Raw genomic sequence first — 22,467 nt, 5'->3', positions numbered from 1 at the left:
GTGCCGAGTTCCCTCCTCGTACGCGTCGGTTCACTGACGGCCGTCCTGTTGCTCGTCATCGGGCCCGCCGCGTCGGCCGATCCCACGGTGCCGCCGCTGGAACAGGTTTCCGGTGGCGCGAAGTGCGCGGCGCCGTCGAACGCGCTGTTCCCCGGCACCCCGTGGCCGCAGAAACGCCTCGCCCTCGGCCGGGTGTGGCCGCTGACCAAGGGGGAAGGCCAGCTCGTCGCGGTGGTCGACTCCGGGGTGGACGCGGTGCCCCAGCTCGCCGGGCACGTCCGCCCGGTGGTGAACATCGTGGCCCCGTCCGGGAAGGAGGCCGACTGCGTCGGGCACGGCACGTTCGTCGCGAGCCTGATCGCCGCGCAGCCGCGGGAAGGCACCGGGTTCGCCGGGGTGGCTCCCGGCGCGACGATCCTGCCGCTGCGGCAGACCGATTCCGCGGGCGGCTCGGCCTCGGCCATGGCCAAGGCGATCGTGGAGGCGGTGAACGCGGGCGCCGGGGTCGTCAACATTTCGGCGACCACGTTCCATCCCAGCCAGGACCTCGAGGCCGCGGTGCGCTACGCGAGCCAGCGCGACGTGGTGATCGTGGCCTCGGCGGCCAACGAGGCCGAAAACGGCAATCCCACCGCCTATCCGGCCGCGTATCCGGAGGTGATCGCGGTGAGCGCGATCGCCGCGGACGGTTCGCGCGGCAGGTTCTCCGAAACCGGGGACTTCGTGGATCTGGCCGCGCCGGGGGTGGACGTGGTCGGGCTGAGCGCCGCCGGGACCGGGCACGTGGTGGCCCAGGGCACCAGCTTCGCCAGCCCGTTCGTGGCCGGTACCGCCGCGCTGGTCCGGGCCCACCATCCGAAGCTGACCGCCAAGCAGGTCAAGCACCGCCTCGAGGCCACCGCGGACCGGCCGGGGACGAACGTGCCCGATCCGCAGGTCGGCTGGGGTGTGGTCAACCCGTACGCGGCGGTCACCGCGGTACTGCCGGAGGAGTTCGCCGGAAAGTCCACTGTGGATGATCAACCGGTGGTGGTGCCGCCACCGGCGCCGGCCGCGTCCGGCGGCCCGGCGCGGCTGGCCGCGATGGTCTCCGCCGCAGGGGCGGTGCTGGTGATCGGGGCGGCCTGGGTACTGCGCGGCGCGGTGCCGCGCGGACGGCGCCGGGGCCGGCGTTCAGGAGGAACCGAGTGAGCACGATCGTCATCAGCCGTCCGCCGCGCCAGGCCGGGCCACCGGCCCCGCACGGTGAACTGGAGCTGCAGGAACCCCCGGACCTGCCCGAGGTGCAGGGCGCCGACATGTCCTCGGTGCTGACCTATCTGCCGATGGGCCTCGGCTCCGGGGCGACCGTGCTGATGTTCGCCAACCCGGGCACGGGCGGCGGGATGTACGTGGCGTCCGGGCTGATGGCGGTGTCCACGGTGGGCATGATGTTCGGCCAGCTCGGCAGGGCGTCCGGTGAGCGCAAGCGGAAACTCAGGGGTGAGCGGCGGGACTACCTGCGCTACCTCGGCCAGGTCCGCAGGCAGGTCCGCGCGGCGATCGAACAGCAACGCGCCGCGGTGGACTGGGACAACCCGGCACCGGCGCGGCTGTGGACCGTCGCGTCCGGCCCCCGGCTGTGGGAACGCAGGCCGAACCACGAGGACTTCGCCGAGGTGCGGATCGGCACCGGCACCCAGCGCGCGCTGCTGCGCCTCGTCCCCGCGCGGACCAAACCGGTCGAGGACCTGGAACCGTTGTGCGCCGGTGCGTTGCGGCGGTTCATCGCGGCCTATTCCACGGTGTCCGAAGTGGCGGGCGCGCTGCACCTGCGCGGCTACTCCGGCCTGGAGCTGACCGGGGACCCGGAAGCGACGTACGGGCTGGCCAGGGCGATGCTGGCGCAGCTGGTCACCTTCCACGCCCCGGAGGACCTGCGGGTCGCGGTCCTCACCGGCCGGGACCGGATCGGTGCCTGGCAGTGGACGAAATGGTTGCCACACAACGAAAGTGGCCACGAAACCGACACGGCGGGACCGGCCAGGCTGTTCGCCACCGAGCACGACGAACTGCTCGCCAGGCTCGGGCCCGCGTTCGGCGGGCGGCCCGCGTTCGCACCGGACGCGCCGCTGGACCGCGGCGAACCGTACACCGTGGTCGTCTGCGACGGCGTGCGGCTGCCGGAGTACTCGCCACTGGCCGCGGGCGGGCTGCGCAACGTGCTGCTGCTCGACGTCGGCGGCGGCAGCGGCCACGAGGGCCCGCGCCGGCTCGGCCTCACCGTGCGCGCCGACCGGATCGACCGCACCGACGACGGCTCGGCCTCGCCGCTGGCCACCCCCGACCGGATGGGCCTCGCCCGCGCCGAATCGCTGGCCAGGATGGTGTCGCCGCTGCGGACCGCCGGGGCGGCCGACGCGGACGAGCCACTGGCCGCCGACTTCGACCTCGCCCGGCTGCTCGGCATCCGTGACGTCCGGGGCTATCCGGTGCGCGAGCTGTGGCGGCCGCGCGCCGAACTGCCCGCCCAGCTGCGGGTGCCGATCGGGCTCGGCGCGGACGGTTCGGTGATCGAGCTGGACATCAAGGAGTCCGCGCAGGGCGGGATGGGACCGCACGGCGTGCTCATCGGCGCGACCGGTTCCGGGAAGAGCGAGCTGCTGCGCACCCTGGTGGTCGGGCTGGCCGCGACGCACTCCTCCGAGGTGCTCAACCTCGTCCTGGTCGACTTCAAGGGCGGCGCGACCTTCCTCGGCATGGAGGACCTGCCGCACACCTCGGCGGTGATCACCAACCTCGCCGACGAACTGCCGCTGGTCGATCGCATGCGGGACGCGCTGCACGGCGAGCTGACGCGGCGGCAGGAACTCCTTCGCCGGACCGGATACAGCTCGCGGCTGGAGTACGAGAAGGCCCGCGCGCAGGGCGCGCCGCTGAGCCCGTTCCCGACCCTGTTCATCGTCTGCGACGAGTTCAGCGAGCTCCTGGCGACCAAACCGGAGTTCATGGACCTGTTCGTGATGATCGGGCGGCTCGGCCGCAGCCTGGGGGTGCACCTGCTGCTCGCCTCCCAGCGACTGGACGAGGGCCGCATCCACGCGCTGGAAAGCCATCTGTCGTACCGGATCGCGCTGCGGACCTTCTCCGCGATGGAAAGCCGCAGTGTGATCGGGGTGGCCGACGCCTACGAACTGCCCTCGGGCCCCGGCCACGGATATCTGAAGAAGGACACCACCACGTTGGTGCGTTTCAAGGCCGGGTACGTGTCCGGCCCGATCGCGGCGGCCGGGGAACCGGACGCGCCGGCGCGGGAGGCCTCCGCCGGGCGGGAGGTGGTCCGGTTCGGCCCGTTGTTCCAGCCACTCCGCGAACCGCTACCGGCCGAGGGGGAGCGGCCCGCCGTCCCCGGCGGGGACACCGATCCGGCGACCGTGATGGAGGCGATGCTGGCACGGCTGCTCGGCCAGGGACCACCGGCCCGGCAGGTCTGGCTGCCGCCGCTGGCCGAGGCACCCGGCCTGGACGTCCTGCTGCCGGGCGTGGTGCCCGACCCGGACCGTGGTCTGTCCACTGTGGACAGGCCGGGCGGCGGGGCGCTGCGGGTGCCGGTCGGCGTGGTGGATCGCCCGTTCGAGCAGCGCCGGGACCTGCTGCTGGCCGATCTCGGCGGGGCCGCCGGACATGTCGGCGTGGTGGGCGCGCCGCAGACCGGCAAGAGCACCATGCTGCGCACACTGCTGTTCGCCCTCGCGCTCACCTACACCCCGGCGGAGGTGCAGTTCTACTGCCTCGACTTCGGTGGCGGCACGCTGGGCGCGGTCGCCGGGCTGCCGCACACCGGATCGGTGGCCGCGCGGCTGGACCGGGACCGGGTCAAACGGACCGTCGCCGAGCTGACCGGGCTGCTGGAATGGCGCGAGTCGAGGTTCGCCGAACTGGGCGTGGAGTCGATGGCCGCCTACCGCGGGCTCCGCCGGGACGGGGCGGTGGACGATCCCTACGGCGACGTGTTCCTGGTGATCGACGGGTGGGCCACGGTCCGGCAGGACTTCGAGGACCTGGAGCCGGTGATCTCCGAACTCGCCTCACGGGGGCTCGGTTTCGGCGTCCACGTCGTGGTCGCGGCCACGCGGTGGTCGGAGATCCGGCCGTGGCTGCGGGATCTGCTCGGCACCCGGTACGAACTGCGGCTGGGGGATCCGCTGGAGTCCGAGATCGGCAGCCGCGCGGCGGCCGGGGTCCCGGCACTGCCCGGTCGCGGGCTGACCTCCGAGGGCAGGCACTTCCTCGGCGCGTTGCCGCGGCTGGACGGCGGTGGCGCGCCGGCGGAGCTCGGTACCGCGACCAGGAACCTGGTCGAGGAGATCGCCGGGTTCTGGCCGGGCGAGGACGCGCCGCCGGTGCGGCTGCTGCCTTCGCGGCTGCCCGTCGAAGGGCTTCCCGCCGCCGAAGGGGATTTCCGGCTCGCGCTCGGGCTGGACGAGGAGCGCCTGCGGCCGGTCTGGCACGATTTCGGGCAGGTGCCCCATCTGATGGTGTTCGGAGACGGCGAGACCGGTAAGACCAACCTGCTCCGGCTGGTGGCCAGGGGCGTGCTGGAGCGCTACGCCCCGGACGAGGCGAAGATCCTGCTCGCCGACCCGCGGCGGCAGCTGTTTCCGTTGGTGCCGGAGGAATACCGGGTCGGCTACTCGGTGGCCACCGGGACGCTGGCCGAGCTGGCCGCCAACGCGGCGGTGTCGATGCGCCGCCGGTTGCCCGGCCCGGAGATCACCCCGGACCGGTTGCGGCTGCGGGACTGGTGGAGCGGGCCGCGGCTGTTCGTGCTGGTGGACGACTACGACCTGCTCACCCCCGGGATCGGCGGGCCGCTCGAGCCGCTGGCGGAGCTGCTGGCACAGGGCGCGGACATCGGGATGCACCTGGTGATCGCGCGCAGCAGTTCCGGGGCGATGCGGGCGATGATGGACCCGCTGCTGCGCCGGATGTGGGAACTCGGCTGCCCCGGCCTGCTGCTGTCCTATCCGCGCGAAGAGGGCAAGTTCCTCGGCGAGGCCGCGCCGAGACAGTTCCCGCCCGGCCGGGCGCAGTTGGTCACCCGGCGCGGCGTCCAGGTTGTCCAAAGTGGATTCGTAGAGGGGAATGTCCGTTGAGCGATCTGTGCCGGTTGACCGTGCTGGCCCCGGCAGGCCGCGCCGATTTCGCGGTGCCGGTGCGTACCCCGGTCTTCGACCTGCTGCCGCTGCTGAGCCGCCGCGCGGATCCGGACCCCGCGCCGGCCGCGGCCGGGCGCGGCCACTGGGTGCTGCAACGGCTCGGCGAGGAACCGCTCGACGAGGAAGGCACGCCGGAGTCGCTGGGCCTGCGCGACGGGGAGGTGCTTCACCTCCGCCCGCGCGAGGCGCCGATGCCGCCGATCGACTTCGACGACGTGGTCGACGGGGTGGGCACCGCGATCCGGCACCGCGGTGACCGCTGGCGCCCGGAACTGACCCGGCGGCTGTTCCTGGTACTCGGCGGCACGGCGCTGGCCGCCGCGCTGGCCGCGGCCGGGCTGTCCGGCGGTACGGAGTGGGTCCGGTCCGTCGCCGCCGGGGTGTTCGCCGTGCTGCTGCTCGGTTTCGCCGCGATCACCTCGCGTTCGTGGGGTGACCGCGTGCTCGGCGTGGTGCTCGGCGTCGCGGCGATCCCGATGGCGCTGGTGGCGGGTCTGCTGGTGCCCACGGCCGTCGCGGGAGCCGCCGGGCCGCCCGGCGGTTCCGGCGTGCTGGCCGGGGGAGCGCTGGCGACCGCCGCCGGGGTGATCGCGTTGTTCGTCGTCGGTGCCGTGCCCGCGGTCTTCTTCGGCGCGGTGCTGTGCTGCGCCGCCGCGGCCATCGGTGGCCTGCTGGTGCTGTGCGCGGAGCTGACCGGACCGCAGGCGGCCGCGCTGGTCGCCGGGGTCGCCTATCTCGCGGAGGTGGCCGCGCCGTCGCTGGCCGCCAGGATGGTCCGGATCCGGCTGCCCCAGCTGCCGACCGGCGCCGCGGACCTGGACTCCGACACCGACCCGGTGCCGGAACGGCTCGCGCTGGCCAGGGCGGCCGGCGCGGATCGGTTCCTGTCCGCGATCTTCGTGGCGGCCTCGGCGATCTGCGCCGGAAGTTTCGCGCTGCTCGCGTTCGACAGCGGCTGGGCCGCGCAGGTCTTCGTGGCCGTGGTCTCGCTCGGGCTGCTGCTGCGTTCCCGGGTACTGGTGAGCGTCTGGCAGCGGAGCGCCGCGGTGGCCGGGGGAGCGGCGGGCCTGGCGTCGCAGGCGATCGCGTTCGCCGGTGCGCTCGACCCGATCGCGCGCACCGGCGTGCTGGCCGGTCTCGGCCTGGCGGCCGGATTGCTCTTCCTCGGCGCGGCAAGGCTTCCCGGCCGCAGGCTGCTGCCGTACTGGGGACGGGCGGCGGACATCGGCGAGACGCTGCTCGCGGTCGCCGTGGTGCCGATGATGCTCGCGGTGCTGGACGTCTATTCCTTCTTCCGCGCGTTGGCCGGCTGACATGCAGAACAAACGGGATCATCTGCACGCCCACCTCTTCGGCGTCGGCAGGCTGGTGTCGGCGCTGGTGACCGGTGACCCGGACGCGCCGGAGACGCCGATGCGGCGCGCGGGCGTCGGCGCGGTGGCCGGGATACTGATCGCGGTGGTGGCCGCTGCCGCCTTCTGGGTGATCGGCCTGGTCGCGGGCGGTGGGGACGGCGGATGGCGCAAACCCGGATCGATCATCGTCGAGAAGGAGACCGGCAGCCGGTACCTGTTCCTGGACGGCACCCTGCGGCCGGTGCTGAACTACGCCTCCGCCCGGCTGGCCGCCGGTGGCGGGAACGCCGAGGTGCGCACGGTGTCGAAGTCCTCTTTGGACAGTGTGCCGCACGGCCTGCCGATCGGCATCCCGGACGCGCCGGACGCGCTGCCGGATCCGAAACGGCTGAACACCGACCCCTGGCTGGTGTGCGCGGCCACGGTCGGCGGGGCCGACGGTCCGCGGCGGCCGGGTGTCGCGGTCTCGGTCGGCGCCGCGTGGCAGTCCGCGCCGGTGCCCGAGGACCGGGCGCTGCCGGTGACCACCCCGGACGGGGCGGTCTTCCTGGTGTGGCGCGGACAGCGGATGAAGGTCGAGGACAGGGCCCTGCTGATCACGTTCGGCTTCGGCGGTTTCGAACCGGTGCCGGTGAGCACCGCCTGGCTCAACGCGCTTCCGGCGGGCCCCGGCCTCGTACCGCCTCCGCTGCCGGACCGCGGGCAGTCCGGCCTGTCACTGGCCGGCCGGTCCGCGAAGGTCGGTCAGCTGTTCGAGGTGCAGGTCGCGGGCGGTACCGGGGCCTACTACCTGATGCGCGCGGACGGGCTGGTGCCGATCTCGCGCACCGAACTCGCGTTGTTCCTCGCCGATCCGGCCACCGGCGGCGCGTACGACCAGGGTGAGGTGCGGACGATCCCGCTGACCGCGGCCGCGGCGGCCGCCGCGCCGAAATCGAAGACCACGGCGGTCACCGGGCTGCCGAAGGAACCACCCCGCCCGGCGGACGCCGCGGGCGGGCGATCGGTGTGCGTGCGCCTCGGCTTCTCCGCCGATCTCGGCCCGACCGGCTCGCTCGTCACGGTCGCGACCGACCAGCTCCGCGTGTCCGGTCCGCGTCCACGCGGCGAGCACGACGACGGCCGGGTGGCCGACCAGGTCCGGGTGCCGGGCGGTTCCGGCACCCTGGTCGTCGGGCAGCCCGCGCCGGGGGTGGAGAGCGGCACCAGGTTCCTGGTCACCGACGTCGGCATGAAGTTTCCGCTGCCGAGCGCCGAGGTGGCCGCGGCACTCGGCTACGGCGACGCCAAACCGGTCCCGGTGCCCACCACCGTGCTCGCCTTCCTGCCGACCGGGCCCGCGCTCGATCCGCAGGCGGCCAGGACCCAGCGGAGCGGACCGGCATGAAGATCAGCTCCCCGCACGCGGGCACCGGGCTGATGTGCCGCCCGCTCGGCGCCGCGCTGCTGGTGCATCCGCCGGAAGGACCGTCGGCGACGGTGCTCGAACTGGCCAGGACGCTGCCGCCGGAACCCGGGTACACGGTGGTCGTCGTCGATCCGCCAGAGCTCGGCGGGACGGCACTGGCCGAGGAACTCGCCGCGCTGGTGCCGGACCGCCGGCCGCTGCGGCTGGTGCTTTCGCGGGCCGGCACCGGCGGGCCGCGCTCGCTCGCCTACGCGCTGGCCGAACGCAAGCAGACCGAGGTGATCGCGCCGGACGGGGAGGTGCGCCCGGTGGCGGACGGGTTCGCCTTCGTCGCGGGTGGAGCGGGCTGGCTGCGGTTCCGGCCCGGCGGTCCGCCGCGGCCCGCCGGGCTCCGCTATCCGGTGCCCGCCTGGGAACCGGGCACCCCGCTGCGGCGGCTGGCGCCGGGCGCGGGGCTGGTGGTCGAACCGATCCCGGCCGGGTTGTGGCTGCGGCCCGGGTCCCACCCCGATCCGGCGCCGGTGCTCGGACTGCCGTGCCAGGCCGAGATGCTGACCGTGGTGCTCGAACCGTCGGTGCCGGTGCCGGAGATCTGCCGGTTGCTCGCCGCGCTCCCGGCGACGGCCCGCACCCGGGTACGGCTGATCCCGCACGGCACCCACGAGCGTGCCGGGGAACCGGTCGGCCAGCTGGTCGCGGACGAGTCCGGCGCGCCGGTTACCGTCCACACCGGACTGATCGGGTGGGCGTTCGCCACCGTGCTCAGCTACTGGCCGCGCAGGGTCCCGATGCCCGCGGTGCCCAAGGTGGTGCGGTACCGCGCACCGCTGCCCGGCCTCGCCGAGCCACATCCCGGGGTTTTCCGGCTCACCGAAGACATCATCGTCGAGACCGTCCAATCCGGACTGTGGGTGCGCGACAGCACCGAGCCGATGAACGGCGGCGAGATCCGGGCGGTGCCGCCGGACCCGCACCGGCTGCGGGTCACCGTCGGCGACCCCGGCACGCCGCCGTCCCGGACGCTCGCCGACGCGGCGGCCGGACTCGTCGAGCGGCTCGAACCCGCCGCGCGGCAGGCCGCCCAGCTGGTCTTCGCCGAGACCCCGCCCGTGGAGGAAGAACCGGTTACGCAGTGGATGCGGGTGGAGACCGCACCGGCGGAGGAACCCGAGGAGGTTCCCGGCGCCGACCGGATCGCCCCGGACCACCGCAGCGGACCGGCGGAACACGAATGGCTGCGCCGGACCCTGGGCAGCCGGTTCGACGGCTACGCCGGCGCGGTGTCCCGGCTGCTCGCACAGCGGCCCGGACTGCGTGGAGAGGAGGAGACCACGCGCTTTTCGGAGGCGGTGATCACCGACCTGGTCGCGGTCCGTGCCTACGCGGAAGGCACTTCGCAGGGCTTCGATCGGGCGTTGCGCACCGGCACTCTCGGCGCGTTCCGGCCCTACGCCGGGTGCATCGTGTCCGGCCTCCGGCGCCTCCCCACCCACCGCGGCCCGGTACTGACCTCGGCCACCCTGGACGACGCGCAACGGGCGCGGTACCGCCTCGGCGAGGTGCTGACCGAACGCGGCCTGCTCCACGCGCTGGCCACCCCGTTCGTCGAGCTGCCCGGCACGGTGGAGTTCTTCGTACTGGCGCTGACCGCGCGGCGTACCGGATTCCTGACCGGCGGCGAGGGTCCCGAACAGGAGCGCGTGATCTTCCCGCCGGACACCCGTTTCAAGGTGCTCGCGGTGACCGAAGGGCGGGTGCTGCTACGCGAGGTCACCGGCGCGGGCGATGGCCAGGACCACCCCGCGCTGGCCAGGCTGACCGAGGTCGTGGCGGCCCGGGACAAGGTCGCCCCGGGCCGCCGCGAGGAACTCGAAACCCCGGCCCGGTTCGACCACCCGATCGGGCTGGCCTGACCGAGGGCGGCGAGAAGCTGACCGGTATCGGACGCCGGGCCCGCCTCAGCTCTCCTGTCCGGCAGGGGCCGGCGCCGCCTCGGACGTCTTGCGGCGGTGGAGGCTCCGGCGTACGAGCGGCCAGAACACGGCGATCACCACCAGCGACAGGACGCTGGTGTACACCTGGGTGCGCGCCTTGTCGTCGGTCACCAGCATGACCACGATGATCACCACGATGGCGGTCACGGCCAGGATGCCCAGCCACGGGTGGAACCACATCCGGAGTTTCAGCCGGGCGCGTTCCTCGGGCGTCATCCTGTTCCGCGTGCGCAGCTGCGTGAACGTGATGAACGCGTACACGAACAGCGCGACGATGCCCGCGGAGTTGAGGATGAAGTCGAGGATACCGGCGTCCGGCGCGAGGAAGTTCACCACGACCGCGACGAAGCCGCCGACCGTGGAGGTCAGCACCGCCACCGTCGGCGCGCCGGATTTGCCCTTCCTCGCGACCAGCCGCGGGGCCAGGCCCTGTTCGGCGAGCGCGGAGAACATCCGGCCCGCGGAGTAGAGCCCGGAGTTGAGCACGGAACACGCGGCGGTCAGCACGACCGCGCTCATCACGAGCCCGGCGCCGGGCAGGCCGAACAGGGTGAAGGCGTGCGCGAACGGCCCCTCCTTGTCGGGGTCGGGAAGCTCGTTCCACGGGACGACGGTGGCGATCAGCAGCACCGCGCCGACGAAGAACAGCAGGATCCGCCAGATCACCGCGGTCACCGCCTTGCGGATGCCCTTGGCCGGGTCGTCCGATTCGGCCGCCGCCATCACCGCGATTTCGGTGCCGAAGTAGGAACAGACGACGATCGCCACGCCGCTGAGCACCGGCCACCACCCGTTCGGCGTGAACCCGCCGTGCGTCCACAGGTTCGGGATCGCGAAGTGCGCCTTCGGCCAGAGCCCGAACGCGAACAGCGTGCCGACGGCGAGGAACACCACGATGGTGGCGACCTTGATACCGGCCAGCCAGTATTCGATCTCGCCGAACGAACGGGCGGAGAACAGGTTCGTGGCGGTGAAGAAGAGCAGCAGCGCGACGGAAAACGCCCACTGCGGCACGGCGGGGAACCAGCCGTGCAGCGTCGAGCCGCCGACCACCGTCTCGAACGCGATGACCCCGAGCCAGTAGTACCAGTACAGCCAGCCGACCAGGTAGCCCGCCCACTCGCCGAGGCCGGCCCTGGCGTACTCCATGAACGAGCCGATCGCCGGGCGCGCCGCGGCCATCTCGCCGAGCATGCGCATCACGAGGAAGACGAGCAGCCCGCCGATCAGATAGGACACCACCGCGGCGGGCCCGACCGAGCGCACGACGTTGCCCGAACCGACGAAGAGGCTCGCCCCGATGATCCCGCCGAGGGTGATCATCGTGATGTGCCGGGAACGGAGCTTCTTGCTCCGGCTCGAAGCGGTGTCGTCCACCGCGGTCGCCTGGTTCTGGTTCCCGGTGATCAGATCGGCCATCGATCGATCTTCCTCTCGAATGCGGACGCGGTGGGGAACTGCCCTGGAACTGCGAGTCCGGCGCGGTCGGGTGCGTAGAGGCTAGGCGGTGCCGAGGAGGACCCCGCACGGGGGTAGGCCGGGAAAGCCTCCGGGATCACCGGGCCGGTACTTTCACCGGACAGCCGATATCGGGGGTGACTTTCCCGTCAGCGGTTCGGATACGTTCCTGGGCCGAAAGTCCTCGATCCCCGCTCGGTGAGTTCCGGGGTCGCCGAGCGGGCCGCATGCTGTGCACGTGGATACCGTACTTTCCGCTCTCGCCACGGGTGCCCCGCTCGTGGCGGTCACCGGTCCGGCCGGGATCGGCCGGACGACCGCGCTGGGCGAGGCCGGTGATCTGCTGGCCGCGAAAGGGATGGCGGTCACGGCGATTCGCTTCACCCGTGACGGCGATGCCATACCGGTGCGGTCACCCGGCACCGAGGCGAGCTTCGTGCCGCTCGCCCCGGTCGCGGGCGCGCACCGGGATCCGGGGATCGCCCGGCGAGCCGCTTCGGAAACGGCCGCCGAATTGCTGGGCGGTGCGTTGCTGATCGACGATCTGCAGTGGAGCGACCGGGATTCGCGCGCCGTCCTCGGCGCGCTGGTACGAGGAGGGCTGACCGGAAAGCCGGTCACCTGTGTCTGCGCGGTCCGCACGCCGATTCCGGCCGTGCAACTGGCTTGGTGGCGGGATCTGCGGGAGGGCGAGCTGGTTTCCGCCGTCCGTCTCCGGCCGATGGGGGAAAGCGAAATCGCGGACGAAATCGTGACGGCCACGTCGGTCGCGCCGGACGACGAGCTGGTCCGCCGGGTCGCCGAGCTTTCCCGGGGGATTCCGGCCGCGGTGCGCGACTCGATCGAGATGTTGCTGAGCAACGGTTCCGTTCGTGCACTCGGTGACGAGGCGTCGCTGGCCCCGGCCGTGCTTCCGGTGCAGTACCCGCTGGACAACAGATTCCTCCGGCGCGTCCGCGCCCTGGACCCGAAAGCCGGTGCCGCGGCGATGGCGGCCTGCGTGTTCGCGCCGCTCGGGGAGACGGTACCGCGACTGGTCGCCGAAGTACTCGAAACGACCGAAGCCGAGGTCGTGGCATTGCTGGATGTCCTGCGGCAGGAGGGAATTCTGCATCGAGGCCGGAATGGACAGTCGTGGCGGGCGCTCGTGCCGGTCTTCGCCTCGTCGTTGACCGGCGCCATGGCCCCCTTCGAACGGAGGCAGCTCGCGGCGAGGGCCGTCACCGCGGTGTGGACGGGCGAAGCGCGGTGCGCCGACCTGGACCAGCTCGCCGATCTGGTGGTCGACGCCGGATGGCTGATCGACCCCGCGCTCGCCTGCCAAGCGCTGCTCGACCGGTCGGCCGAGGTCGGGGCCCGGACGCCGTCGCGGGCGTCGCGGTGGCTCGACGCGGCCGTCGATCGCGCGCAGAACCCCGCTCAGCGGGCGACGGCCATGCTCGCGCACACCGAACTCTGCTACGCCTGCGGTGATCACGAGCGTGGCCTGCGCGGCGTCCGGCTGCTCCTGAACGGCTTCGCCGACCAGCTCGCGCCGGAGGTGGCACCTCGGCTCCACGTGCTGGCGGAGCGCGCATCGGGAGGTACCGGGCAGCGGGAAGCACTGCGGCTGGCCAACTGACCGTGCCCCGGGAGTCCGTTGAGGACAGTGGATGGACGGTCGCGGGGCGGCGGTGGACGTTGCCACCGGCGCCCCGCGACCCGGAAGCCGTAACGACCGCACCGTTTTCCGTGCTCCGGCATATCCTGCCGACTACGACGCCGGTTACGACATCCCTCAGATGATTCCGGACCGGATCGCGTGTGCCACCGCGTGCGAGCGGCTGCGAAGGCCGTAGCGATCCATCAGGTCCTTGAGGGTTTTCTTGATCAGGCTGCCGGAATAGGCGAGTTCGGCGGCGATCTGTTCGGTGTCGTAGCCGTTCGCCAGCAGCCGGATCACGTCGTGCTCGCGGGCCGAAAGCCCGCTCAACGTGATGCCCCTCGGTTTCAGTACCTTGTTGATCACCCGGTCGAACTCCGCCAGCAGGCCGGCCTGCAGCCGGAGCGGGAAATAGGCCATGCCCTGGCTGACCCCGACGATCGTCCGCGTCAGCACGCTGGTGTCGATTCCGCTTCGCGGCAGCATCGCGGCCATACCGCATTCGATCGCCGGGACCAGCATGGTGTCCGGGAAGTTGTCGGTGACGATCACACATCGCGGGGGCGTTTCGTGTGGCGACGCCGCGCGGACCTCCGCCGGTAGGGTGAGAGTTTCGCCGCGCACCGTCTCCTCGACGATCAAAATCACGTCGGCGACCGCGAATTCGGCCGGGTCGGTGAGTATTTTCAGGTGACGCTCGGCGGCCAGCATGCTCGTCATGCCGATCCTGGTCATCGCGTCCGAGGCGTGTATCGCGACCGCCACCAGCGCGCCCAGCGAGTTTTCAGCTGCCCAAATCCCATTGTTCATTCTTGCGGTTCCCTTGAGCCATACCACCGATTGGCGACCGGTGAGGTGGAACGTCATTCGCCGATGACGGCGTTCCGGTGCCGGTGCGGTCGTGTCACAGACGACTTTGGCGGTAGCAGTACCTACAGCGGTCCCATGTTCATCCAGCACACCACTTGCTTGTCCGGCGGACCGGCCCGGTGCCGGAAGCGCTTCCTGGCATCTGTCGGTCCGTGGGTCGATCATCATCGACCGGCCGGGGCCCGCGCCAGTCCTGTGCCGTGCTCACCGGTGCTCACTTGTGCCCGGGCACGACGGACCGCGGCGGCGCCGGGTGTGTCGGCGAGCACGGTGCGAGGCGTGGCCTCTCGCGGGGTGGGGAACCGAAACCGCGGTCCACGGGACCGGGGTTCATCCGCTCTCCGAGTGTGGCACGGTCGCTCGCTCGCGGGGACTCGTTCGCGGAACCTCGGGTCACCGAGGTACGCGGAGAGTACTTTCGGGCAGTCGTGATTGACCTTTTCGCGACCGGGTGCGCACCGCGCCGGGCGATGCTCAGCCGGGGTAGTCGCCGTGGAACATCGCGGCGGCCAGCTCGGTGCGTGATCGGCAGCCGGTCCGGGAGAACAGCCTGCTCAACCGGCCTTCGATCCCCTTCTCCGTGCTGCGCAGGACGGTCGCGAGCTGCTTGTTGCCCAGTCCTTCGGTGACCAGGACGGCCAGCAGCCGTTCGTTCTCCGCGATCGTCGTCCGGCGGCCGCTTACCGCGATGTCGTGCCGGCGCATGAGATCGCGCGACCAGGACCGGTAGAGCAGGGCGTCCAGCTCACCGAACAGCGCGTACGCCTCCGGCAGCAGGGCGGGGTCGCCCACGCCGTGCCGGACGACGGTGTCGATGACGCCGGCGATTTCGAACGGCCGGCCTCGCTCGTTCGCCAGGCGTACCGCGCTGTTCGCCGCCTCACGGTCGTGCTCGACGAGCGCGCGGGCGAGGAGCAGATGCAGGGCGGCCCGGCCGGTGCCCGTCCGTTCGGCGACGTGGCCCAGTTCCGTCAGACAGGTTCGCGCCTCCGCGTGGTCGGTACGCCGGACCGCGAGTTCGGCGAGGTGCCACCACAGCGTGTCGGTGTCGAGCACGACTCCTTGTTCGGACGCGAGAGCGAGGTCCCGGCGCAGCCGTCGCGCCGCTTCGCCCGGTTCGCCGAACGCGCGATCGAGGAGCGCTTCCGGCTCGCTCAGCAGATGGGGCAGTGGTGGCTGTGCCGCGCGTGCCGCCACCAGCAGGTCCCGCGCCTGGGCGATCCGGCCCCTGGCGTGGAGGATCGTGGCCATCGCGTGCTGCACGAGTACCTGGGCGGGGCCGGAGCCGAGCGCCGCACCGGCCGCCGTGGCCGCCCTGGCCAGCTCGAGTGCCTCGTCGAACCGGCCCTGCTGGGTGGCCAGCACCGCCTGGTCGGGGAGGCGCAGCCGGTCCGCGGGCAGTTCTTCGGCGATCAGGAGCTTCTCCGCGCGGGTGGTGTCGCCCTGCAGCAGCAGTGCCCGCAGGTGGGCGGAGGCCTGTTCGTATCGATACCACTCGGTCTCGCGCCGCGGCCACTCCTGCGGCCGCGCCAGGCTCTGCTCGAAGTGCGCGGGTCTGCCGGTGATCAGTCCCGAGCACCAGTGCGGCAGCGTGCCCAGGTTCCCGGCGACCGGCGACGGCGCCCGGTCCAGCAGTTCGTGTGCTTCCCGCCAGCGGTTGAGCAGGGCCAGTGCCGTCGCCACGGCCGGTACCCGGTGCGCGCCGGGACTTCCCGGTGCCGGCCGGGTGTCCGCCACGATCTCGTTCAGCGCCTCGAAGTCGCCGACGCTGTACAGCGCGACGACGTGGCGGACCTGGAGTTCCTGGAGCTGTCCGGGGGTGAGGTGCTCGGCGAAGTCGCCGAGCAGGGTTTCCGTGGTGGCCAGGCAGCCCCGGTAGTCACCACGGACGAACCGGCCGGCGGCCCGCGTGAGCAGGATGCGAGCCCGGCGGCCGCGGTCGCCTGCCAGCTCGGCCGCGGCGGCGAGCCATCGATCGGCGCGGCCACCGTCGGTCAGCACGGTGGCCGCCGCGCGGTCGACGAGGATCGTCTCGGTGCCGGCCGGGTCCACCAGGCTGCCCGCGTTCGCGAGCTGGTCGGTCAGGTAGCCGGGGTCCTCGCACCGCGCGTGCCCCGAGCGCAGGGCCGTCACCGCGAGCTGTGCCAGCCACCGCCGTTCGTACGGGCCGCACGCGTCGAGCAGCGCGGTGGCGACGAACGGCACGGGGAACCGCCAGGTCCGGTCACCGCCCCGGAATCGCAGTACGCCTTCTTCGCGCAGCAGTTCCAGCAGCCGGAGCGTTTCTTCGGAAGAAACGTCGAGTGCGCCTTCGACGAGTCCCGGCATCGCCGGGCCCAGCGGCTCGAACACCGCGACGGCCTTGGCCGCCTGCCACGCGGCGTCCCCCAGCCCGACGATCGGAGCCAGCATTGCGTGTCCCGCGGGCAGTTCCGCGAGCCGGTCCGGGCGTGTCAGGTAGGCGCGCTGGTCGACGACGTGAATCGAGTCCGCTCGCCGGTACGCGTCGAGGGCGGTCGCCAGCGCCAGTGGCATGCCGCGGCTGAGGTGCCGCAGCCGGTCGATCAGTCCGGGGGTGGGCTCGGCGGCGAGCGTGTCCGCGACGACCTCGGTGATGTCCGCCCTGTCCAGTGGTCGGAGCACGAGTTCGCGGACGAGCCGGTCGGCGCGCAACCGGTCCGCCGCCTGCCGCCCGGCGGCCCGGACGGCTTCCGGGGCCGGTGTCCGGACCGCGCAGACACAGTGGACGGACGTGCCGGCCAGCCGGCGCACCACCATCTCCAGTACGGCGAGGTGGTCGAGGTCCATCCACTGGGCGTCGTCGATCAGCAGGACGGTCGCGCCGCGTTCGAGCAGGTGCTCGGCGACCATGCTCGCGGTGCGCCCGGCGGCGGTGGGGGAGGCGTGCGCCCCGGTGATGGCTCCGGTGACCGGCCACACGGTGCCGGAGGCCACGGTCACGGCGGGTGTCCCCGTGGCCGGGGTCCAGGTGGGTTCCACCGGGGCGCCCCGGTGGAACCGCAGCGTCGCGGTGGGTGTCCCGCGTTCGAGAAGCGCGCTGTGGAGCGCGTGCAGGACGCTGGTGCGGCCGAGCCCGGGACGACCGGCCACGATGGTCAACGGCGCTTCGCCCGGGGTGGTGACCGCGCGAAGCAACGCTCGCACTGTTCGGCGTCGTCCAGCCGGTCCCATTCTCGTCCCTTTTCCGGTAAGCCGCGGACCGCGGTGCTCGCAGTCTGCCGTCCGGTCCGGCCTTCTCCGGGGACTTGGGAGGAGTTCGGACACACCCCGTGACCACAAGTCATCGGTTCCGCCCGGTCCGGTGTCCGCGCGGACGAGGATGGCGTCATCTTCGGAAGTGCCGGAACGACGCGGCTGGGTGTGATCGCCGGTGAGGGGAGGCAGGGCGGGATGGCACGGGACCGGGACGGGATCTTCGGGCGGGACGCGGAACTGGCCGCGGTGCGCGCGGCCGTGCGCGAAGAGCGTGGGCCGGCGGAGCTGCTCATGGTCCGTGGGCCCGCCGGGATCGGCAGGACGGCCTTTCTGCGCGCGCTGGCCGAGAACTGGCGAGAGTCCGAAGTGGACGTCGTCGAACTTCCGTACCGGGACGGGGCCGAGCCGTGGGACCTGTTCGGCGCCCAGGCCGCGGTGCACGCGGCCCGGGAGCGGTTCGATCGGCTCGGGGACCTGCGGCTCGCCGACGCGATCAGCCGGGTCAGCAGGCTGTGCACGCCCGAGACCTACCGCGTCGAGCGGGACCGGACCGCGTTGCTGATCGCGCTCGCCAGGATGTTCGGCGGGCTGCGGCGGACCGGCCCGGTGGCGCTGGTGATCGACGACGTGGACCGGGTGCCGCGCCCGGAGCTGCTGCTGACGGCGGCGAGTCACGCCTTCTCCCTGGTGGTCGCGACGTGCCGCGACGACGGCTCCGCGGCCGGGGTGCCCTGGTGGGCGACCCAGCTCGCCGACCGGCTGATCACCCTCCCCGCGCTGCCCGACGACTGCCTCGGCGCCGTGGTGTCCCGGCGGGCGCGCCTGCCCCTCGACGACTCGGTCCTGCCCGAACTACGTCGCGCGCTCGGCTCGCTGCGCGGAAACCCCGCCACCCTGGTGTCCACTGTGGACACATTGCTGAGTGAAGGCCTGCTGGTCGAGGTGCAGGGCCGGCTGTGCTTCCGGGAAGGCGCCGCCGTCATGCTGCGCGCGGACCACGACCTGCTCGGCCGGATCCGCCGGTTCGGCGAGCCGGGCTGGAACCTCACCGCCGTGGTGGCGAGCGCACTGCGGTTCACCGTGGACGATCTTCCCGCGCTCGCGGCGGTCACCGGGTATCCCATCGCGGCGTACGGGCAGACGGTGGACGGGCTGATCGCGGCCGGTGTCCTGGTCTGTACCGCCCAGGGCACACTGGCCTGCCGCTGCCCGGCCCTCGCCCGATCCGTCCACGCCCTCGTCGGCGAGCACGCGGTGCGGCACCTGCACCGGCTCCTCGCCGAGCGTTCCCTGGCCGGTGACCCCGCCACCGGCCTGGACACCGCGGTCCTCGCCGATCACCTGGCGCTGGCCGGTGCCTCGCTGCCCGTCACCCCGCGGGTGACGGGCCTGCTGGTCGAGGAGGCCGACCGCGTCGCCGAGGCCGACCCCTACCGGATGGCGCACCGCTATCGGGCGGCACTGCGGCACGCCGGGCCGGACGGTCCGGGGTGGCCGTCCCTGCTGTCCAGGACGCTACGGGCCCTGGTGCGCGGCGGTTGTTACCCGGTGCTCGGCGGAATCGTCGCCGAGGTGGTCACGGACGAGCGGGCCTTCGGCCGTCTCACGGCCCCGTGCCGGGCGGAACTCGCCGCGGCCATCGCGCTGGCCGCGACGCACACCGGACGGCCCGTGCCGCCGGTGGTGGCCGCCGGACTCGCCGGCGGTCCCGGTGACGGCGCGCTCGAGGCGGCGGCCCGATGGTTCGCGGGGGAGTCCACCGGGGAGCCGGAGGAGTTCCTGCGGCACTTCGCACCGCTGCTGGCGCCGCACCCCTCGGCGCGGCCCGGCGAACCGTCCCCGGCGGTACTGCACCGCGAGGAGATCGCGGAAGCCGCCGCGCTGGGTGATCTGGTCACCGTCTTCGCACTGGCCTTCGGCCCGGCATACGGGGCACCGGCCGCCGGCCCGCCGGCGCTGTATCACCGCGTGGTGCGCGGATTCGCCGCCGGTGCGTGGACGGACGCCCTGTCCGCGGCGAGGGAACTGGAACTGACCGGCGACGCGGGCGTCCTTCCCTGGCGCTACGCCCGGTTGTTCGCCGCGGAGATCTGTTCGGCGCGGGGGCACGGGAAAAGCGCGGCGAAATGGGCGGAGACGGCGTCCCCCGGCGGTCCTCCCACCTTCCTCGACGGATGGGTGCGGGCCGGGATGCTGGCGGGCGAAGGGAACACGCGGGCGGCGTTCACCGCGGGCCGGTCGGCCTACGAGCAGGCGCGCGCGCTCGGCGGCGGAGCGGGCCGGGAGTGGTTGCTGATCCGGCTGTTGTCCATCGCCACGGAGGGCGAGCGCGCGGATCACGCCGACTACGTCGCCAGGGAGATCACCCGGCTGCACCGCGACGTGGACAGCCGGATGACCCGCGAGGCGGCGTTGCTGGCACGTGGCCTGGTCTTCGGGGACGCGGCGAGTGCCGAGGCGGGCGTCGCGCTCGTCCGTCGTCGCGGGCATGTCGTGGATCTGGGAGTCGCCTGTCTGTTCGCCGGGCTGGTGTCGGAGCGGCCGGAAGCCTGGCTGGGCGAGGCGTATGCCATCGCCAAGCGCCTGGACGCGGTCGCCCCGCGCGCGCGTGCCCGGAAGCTGATGGCCGAGCACGGTGTCCCGGTTCCCGGGTCGCGCGCGCCGCGGCGGATGTTCTCCGACACGGAGTCCCGCCTCATCGAACTGATCGGGGAGGGCCGCACGAACCGCCGGATCGCCCAGGACATGCGCATCAGCGTGAAGACGGTGGAGAACTACCTGACGAGGTTGTTCGCGAAGACGGGGTGCCGTTCGCGGCTCGACCTCGCGGCGGCGAGCCGGCGGGGAAACCTGACCGCGATCGTGGCGTAGCCGGGATCGTCGGCACGGACGCGGAGGACGGAGAAATGTGGGCCACGACGTGATCACGGTGACCAAGGGATCGCCGCGCGGACACCGATCCATCGCGACCGCGGTGGAAGAGGCGTCGGACGGCGCGGTCATCCTGGTGGGTTCCGGTCACTACAAGGAGAACGTGGTGCTGACCAAGGCGGTGACGATCACCGCCGAGGACGGGCCCGGCACGGTGCGTGTCACCGCCGCCAGTGGTGTCGCGGTGCTGCTGGCCGCTCGGTCCGCCGCGCTGACCGGGCTGGTCATCGAGGCGGCGGACGGGGAAAGCCCCGCGGTGTTCGCCTCGGCGGGGCAGCTCGGCCTCACCGAATGCGAGGTGGCCGGTGCCGCGTGGACCGCGGCCTACGCGATGACCGACGCCACGCTCCTGATGCGGAACTGCGAGGTGCGCAACCCGGCCGGGGCCGGGGTGGTGATCACCTCCGGCACCGGGAACCTCCTCGACTCCTGCCACCTCCACGACGTGGGCACGTCGGCCGTCGTGGTCGCCGAGAACGGCTCGCTCACCGTGCGTTCCTGCGTGATCCGCACCGCCGGGGGCAACGGCATCTGTCTCAACGGGAGCGGCCGGATCACCGTGCATGACACCGAGGTCGCCGACGCGGTCAAGCCCGCGGTGGCCGTCGAACAGCAGGCGAGCATGACGGCGAGCAGGCTGTCGGTGTCCCGCACCGGGGGCGCCGGGTTCTTCCTGGCGAGCTCGGGATCGGTGGTGCTGGACGACTGTTCGGTCACCGCCAGCGGCGCGGAGGGGGTCTTCACCGCCGAATCCTGCGCCCCCGTCCTGCGCGGGTTCCGGGTGCGCGAGGCACGGGGCCACGGCTACCACTTCGCCGGCCAGTCGGCGGGCAGTGTCAGCGACTGTGTGGCCGAGGGAATCGACGGAGTGGGTGTCGGCGTCGCCGAGCGCAGCCGCACCGAGTTCTCCGCGATGACCGTTTCGCGGTCGGCCTCGGCCGGGGTCCGGGTGGCGGGCGGCGCCGACCCGTTCTTCCGCCGTCTGCGGGTGCTGGGATCGGACGACGCCGCGGTGGAGTTCGGTGGCGGCGCGCGCGGCAGACTGGAGAACGCGGAGATCGACGTCAGTGGCCGGAGCGGATTGCGGGTGACCGGATCCGCCCGGCCCGAAGTGACCGGGCTGAGCGTGCGCGCCGCGGCCGGGGCGGGCGTCGAGGTGTCCGACGCGTCGGTGACGCTGGCCGACTGTGACATCGCGGGGTCCGGCGCGGACGGGATCCAGGTGGGCGAAGGCGGCGAGGTGTCGCTGGTCCGCTGCCGGGTGCGTGAGTCCGCGGCGAGCGGCTGCCGGTTCGGTGACGGGTCGTCCGGGACGGTCGACGACTCGGAGTTCGCCGCCAACACCGGGGACGGTGTCCAGGTGGACAGCGCCGAATCCGTGCGGGTCTCGGCCACCACGGTCCGGGACAACGGCGGCTCCGGGGTACGGCAGCTCCGGCCGGGTGGCGACGTGGTGGTCACCGGGCTGATCAGCTCGGGCAACCGGCGCCCGGACGCCTACGGCAGTTCCGTGGCGGCCACCGCCGACGTGCCCGCCGCCGAGGTGACCCCGAAACCGACGGCGCCCGCGGCTGCCGGCGATCCGCTGCGGGAACTGCTGGCGCTGGTGGGGCTCGACGGGGTGAAGCGGGAAGTCACGTCCCTGATCAACCTGAACAAGATGGCCAAGGTACGCAAGGACGCCGGCCTGTCCGCGCCGCCGATGGCGCGGCATCTGGTGTTCGCCGGCGCACCGGGCACCGGCAAGACCACCGTCGCCCGGCTGTACGGGGCGATCCTCGCCGAACTGGGCGTGCTGCGGTCCGGGCACCTGGTCGAGGTGGCGCGTGCCGATCTGGTCGCGCAGATCATCGGCGGCACCGCGATCAAGACGACCGAGGCGTTCACTTCCGCGCTGGGCGGCGTGTTGTTCGTCGACGAGGCGTACACGCTCAGCTCGGGTCAGGGCGGGACCGGGCCGGACTTCGGCAGGGAAGCCATCGACACGCTGGTGAAGCTGATGGAGGACCATCGCGAGGACGTGGTGGTGATCGCGGCCGGGTACTCGCGGGAGATGCAGTCGTTCCTGGAGGCCAACCCCGGGATGGAGTCGCGGTTCAGCCGCACGATCGAGTTCGCGAACTACACCCCGGACGAGCTGGTGACGATCGTCCGCTCGCACTGCGGCAAACACGATTACCGGCTCGACGAGGACGCGGCCGAGGCACTGCGCGGCTATTTCGAGCGGATCCCCAAGGACGGCACCTTCGGCAACGGCCGGACCGCGCGGCGGGTCTTCGAACGGATGGCGGACCACCAGGCGTCCCGGCTGGCGCTGTCCTCGTCGGTCGCCACGGCCGAGCTCACCCTGCTGACCTCGGCCGACCTCGACGGCGTGCTGGAGGGGAGCGCCTGA

The 22,467-nt window shown here is 72.7% G+C and carries 11 protein-coding genes; 8 read left to right on the top strand and 3 right to left on the bottom strand.

The window, feature by feature from the left end:
- The 5 genes from mycP to ABD987_RS28085 are packed head-to-tail and all read left to right on the top strand — an operon-like array spanning window position 1 to window position 9,874.
- Window positions 1–1,191 (top strand): type VII secretion-associated serine protease mycosin, encoded by a 1,191-nt coding sequence (mycP, locus tag ABD987_RS28105; protein WP_345400231.1) that lies wholly within the window; start codon window positions 1–3, stop codon window positions 1,189–1,191.
- Window positions 1,188–5,135: a type VII secretion protein EccCa gene (gene eccCa / locus ABD987_RS28100; RefSeq protein WP_345400228.1), complete on the top strand. Its 3,948-nt coding sequence runs from the start codon at window positions 1,188–1,190 to the stop codon at window positions 5,133–5,135. The genes mycP and eccCa overlap by 4 nt, the downstream gene beginning before the upstream one ends.
- Window positions 5,132–6,511: a type VII secretion integral membrane protein EccD gene (gene eccD / locus ABD987_RS28095; RefSeq protein ID WP_345400225.1), complete on the top strand. Its 1,380-nt coding sequence runs from the start codon at window positions 5,132–5,134 to the stop codon at window positions 6,509–6,511. The genes eccCa and eccD overlap by 4 nt, the downstream gene beginning before the upstream one ends.
- A 1-nt stretch (window position 6,512) precedes the next feature.
- Window positions 6,513–7,940, top strand: a complete 1,428-nt coding sequence (gene eccB, locus ABD987_RS28090) for a type VII secretion protein EccB (protein WP_345400222.1) — start codon at window positions 6,513–6,515, stop codon at window positions 7,938–7,940.
- Window positions 7,937–9,874 (top strand): hypothetical protein, encoded by a 1,938-nt coding sequence (locus ABD987_RS28085; RefSeq protein WP_345400219.1) that lies wholly within the window; start codon window positions 7,937–7,939, stop codon window positions 9,872–9,874. Before eccB ends, ABD987_RS28085 begins: the two co-directional genes overlap by 4 nt.
- Window positions 9,875–9,919: 45 nt before the next feature.
- Here the strand turns inward: ABD987_RS28085 and ABD987_RS28080 are convergent, their stop codons facing one another.
- Entirely contained in the window at window positions 9,920–11,374 is a 1,455-nt protein-coding gene (locus ABD987_RS28080; protein WP_345400216.1) for an amino acid permease, read from the bottom strand.
- A gap of 277 nt (window positions 11,375–11,651) precedes the next feature.
- Between ABD987_RS28080 and ABD987_RS28075 the strand changes: the two genes are divergently transcribed.
- The gene (locus ABD987_RS28075) at window positions 11,652–13,034 is read left to right on the top strand and encodes a hypothetical protein (protein WP_345400213.1); all 1,383 of its coding nucleotides are present in this window, start codon (window positions 11,652–11,654) and stop codon (window positions 13,032–13,034) included.
- A gap of 156 nt (window positions 13,035–13,190) precedes the next feature.
- Here ABD987_RS28075 and ABD987_RS28070 read toward each other — a convergent pair whose 3' ends face one another.
- Both ABD987_RS28070 and ABD987_RS28065 read right to left on the bottom strand, forming a co-directional pair.
- Window positions 13,191–13,922, bottom strand: a complete 732-nt coding sequence (locus ABD987_RS28070) for a response regulator transcription factor (protein WP_345400210.1) — start codon at window positions 13,920–13,922, stop codon at window positions 13,191–13,193.
- Window positions 13,923–14,399: 477 nt separating this feature from the next.
- On the bottom strand, window positions 14,400–17,117 hold the full coding sequence (locus ABD987_RS28065; RefSeq protein WP_345400207.1) for an ATP-binding protein: 2,718 nt from the start codon (window positions 17,115–17,117) through the stop codon (window positions 14,400–14,402).
- 219 nt (window positions 17,118–17,336) lie between these two features.
- Here ABD987_RS28065 and ABD987_RS28060 point away from each other — a divergent pair, with 219 nt between their 5' ends.
- Window positions 17,337–20,012, top strand: a complete 2,676-nt coding sequence (locus ABD987_RS28060) for a helix-turn-helix transcriptional regulator (protein WP_345400204.1) — start codon at window positions 17,337–17,339, stop codon at window positions 20,010–20,012.
- 37 nt (window positions 20,013–20,049) lie between these two features.
- Window positions 20,050–22,467 carry a right-handed parallel beta-helix repeat-containing protein gene (locus ABD987_RS28055; protein ID WP_345400201.1) on the top strand — a complete coding sequence of 806 codons (2,418 nt, stop codon included), beginning with the start codon at window positions 20,050–20,052 and terminating at the stop codon, window positions 22,465–22,467.

This window comes from Amycolatopsis samaneae (assembly GCF_039541975.1).
Lineage (GTDB): Bacteria > Actinomycetota > Actinomycetes > Mycobacteriales > Pseudonocardiaceae > Amycolatopsis > Amycolatopsis samaneae.
Note: the sequence above shows the minus strand (reverse complement) of the source record. Positions and strands in the feature narration are given on the sequence as shown.

What these genes read in the sequence shown, in the direction of transcription:
- eccB (WP_345400222.1), top strand. Translation starts at nt 6,513, where the DNA reads ATGCAGAACAAACGGGATCATCTGCACGCCCACCTCTTCGGCGTCGGC.
- ABD987_RS28085 (WP_345400219.1), top strand. Translation starts at nt 7,937, where the DNA reads ATGAAGATCAGCTCCCCGCACGCGGGCACCGGGCTGATGTGCCGCCCG.
- ABD987_RS28080 (WP_345400216.1), bottom strand. Translation starts at nt 11,374, where the DNA reads ATGGCCGATCTGATCACCGGGAACCAGAACCAGGCGACCGCGGTGGAC.
- ABD987_RS28070 (WP_345400210.1), bottom strand. Translation starts at nt 13,922, where the DNA reads ATGACGTTCCACCTCACCGGTCGCCAATCGGTGGTATGGCTCAAGGGA.
- ABD987_RS28065 (WP_345400207.1), bottom strand. Translation starts at nt 17,117, where the DNA reads ATGGGACCGGCTGGACGACGCCGAACAGTGCGAGCGTTGCTTCGCGCG.
- ABD987_RS28060 (WP_345400204.1), top strand. Translation starts at nt 17,337, where the DNA reads ATGGCACGGGACCGGGACGGGATCTTCGGGCGGGACGCGGAACTGGCC.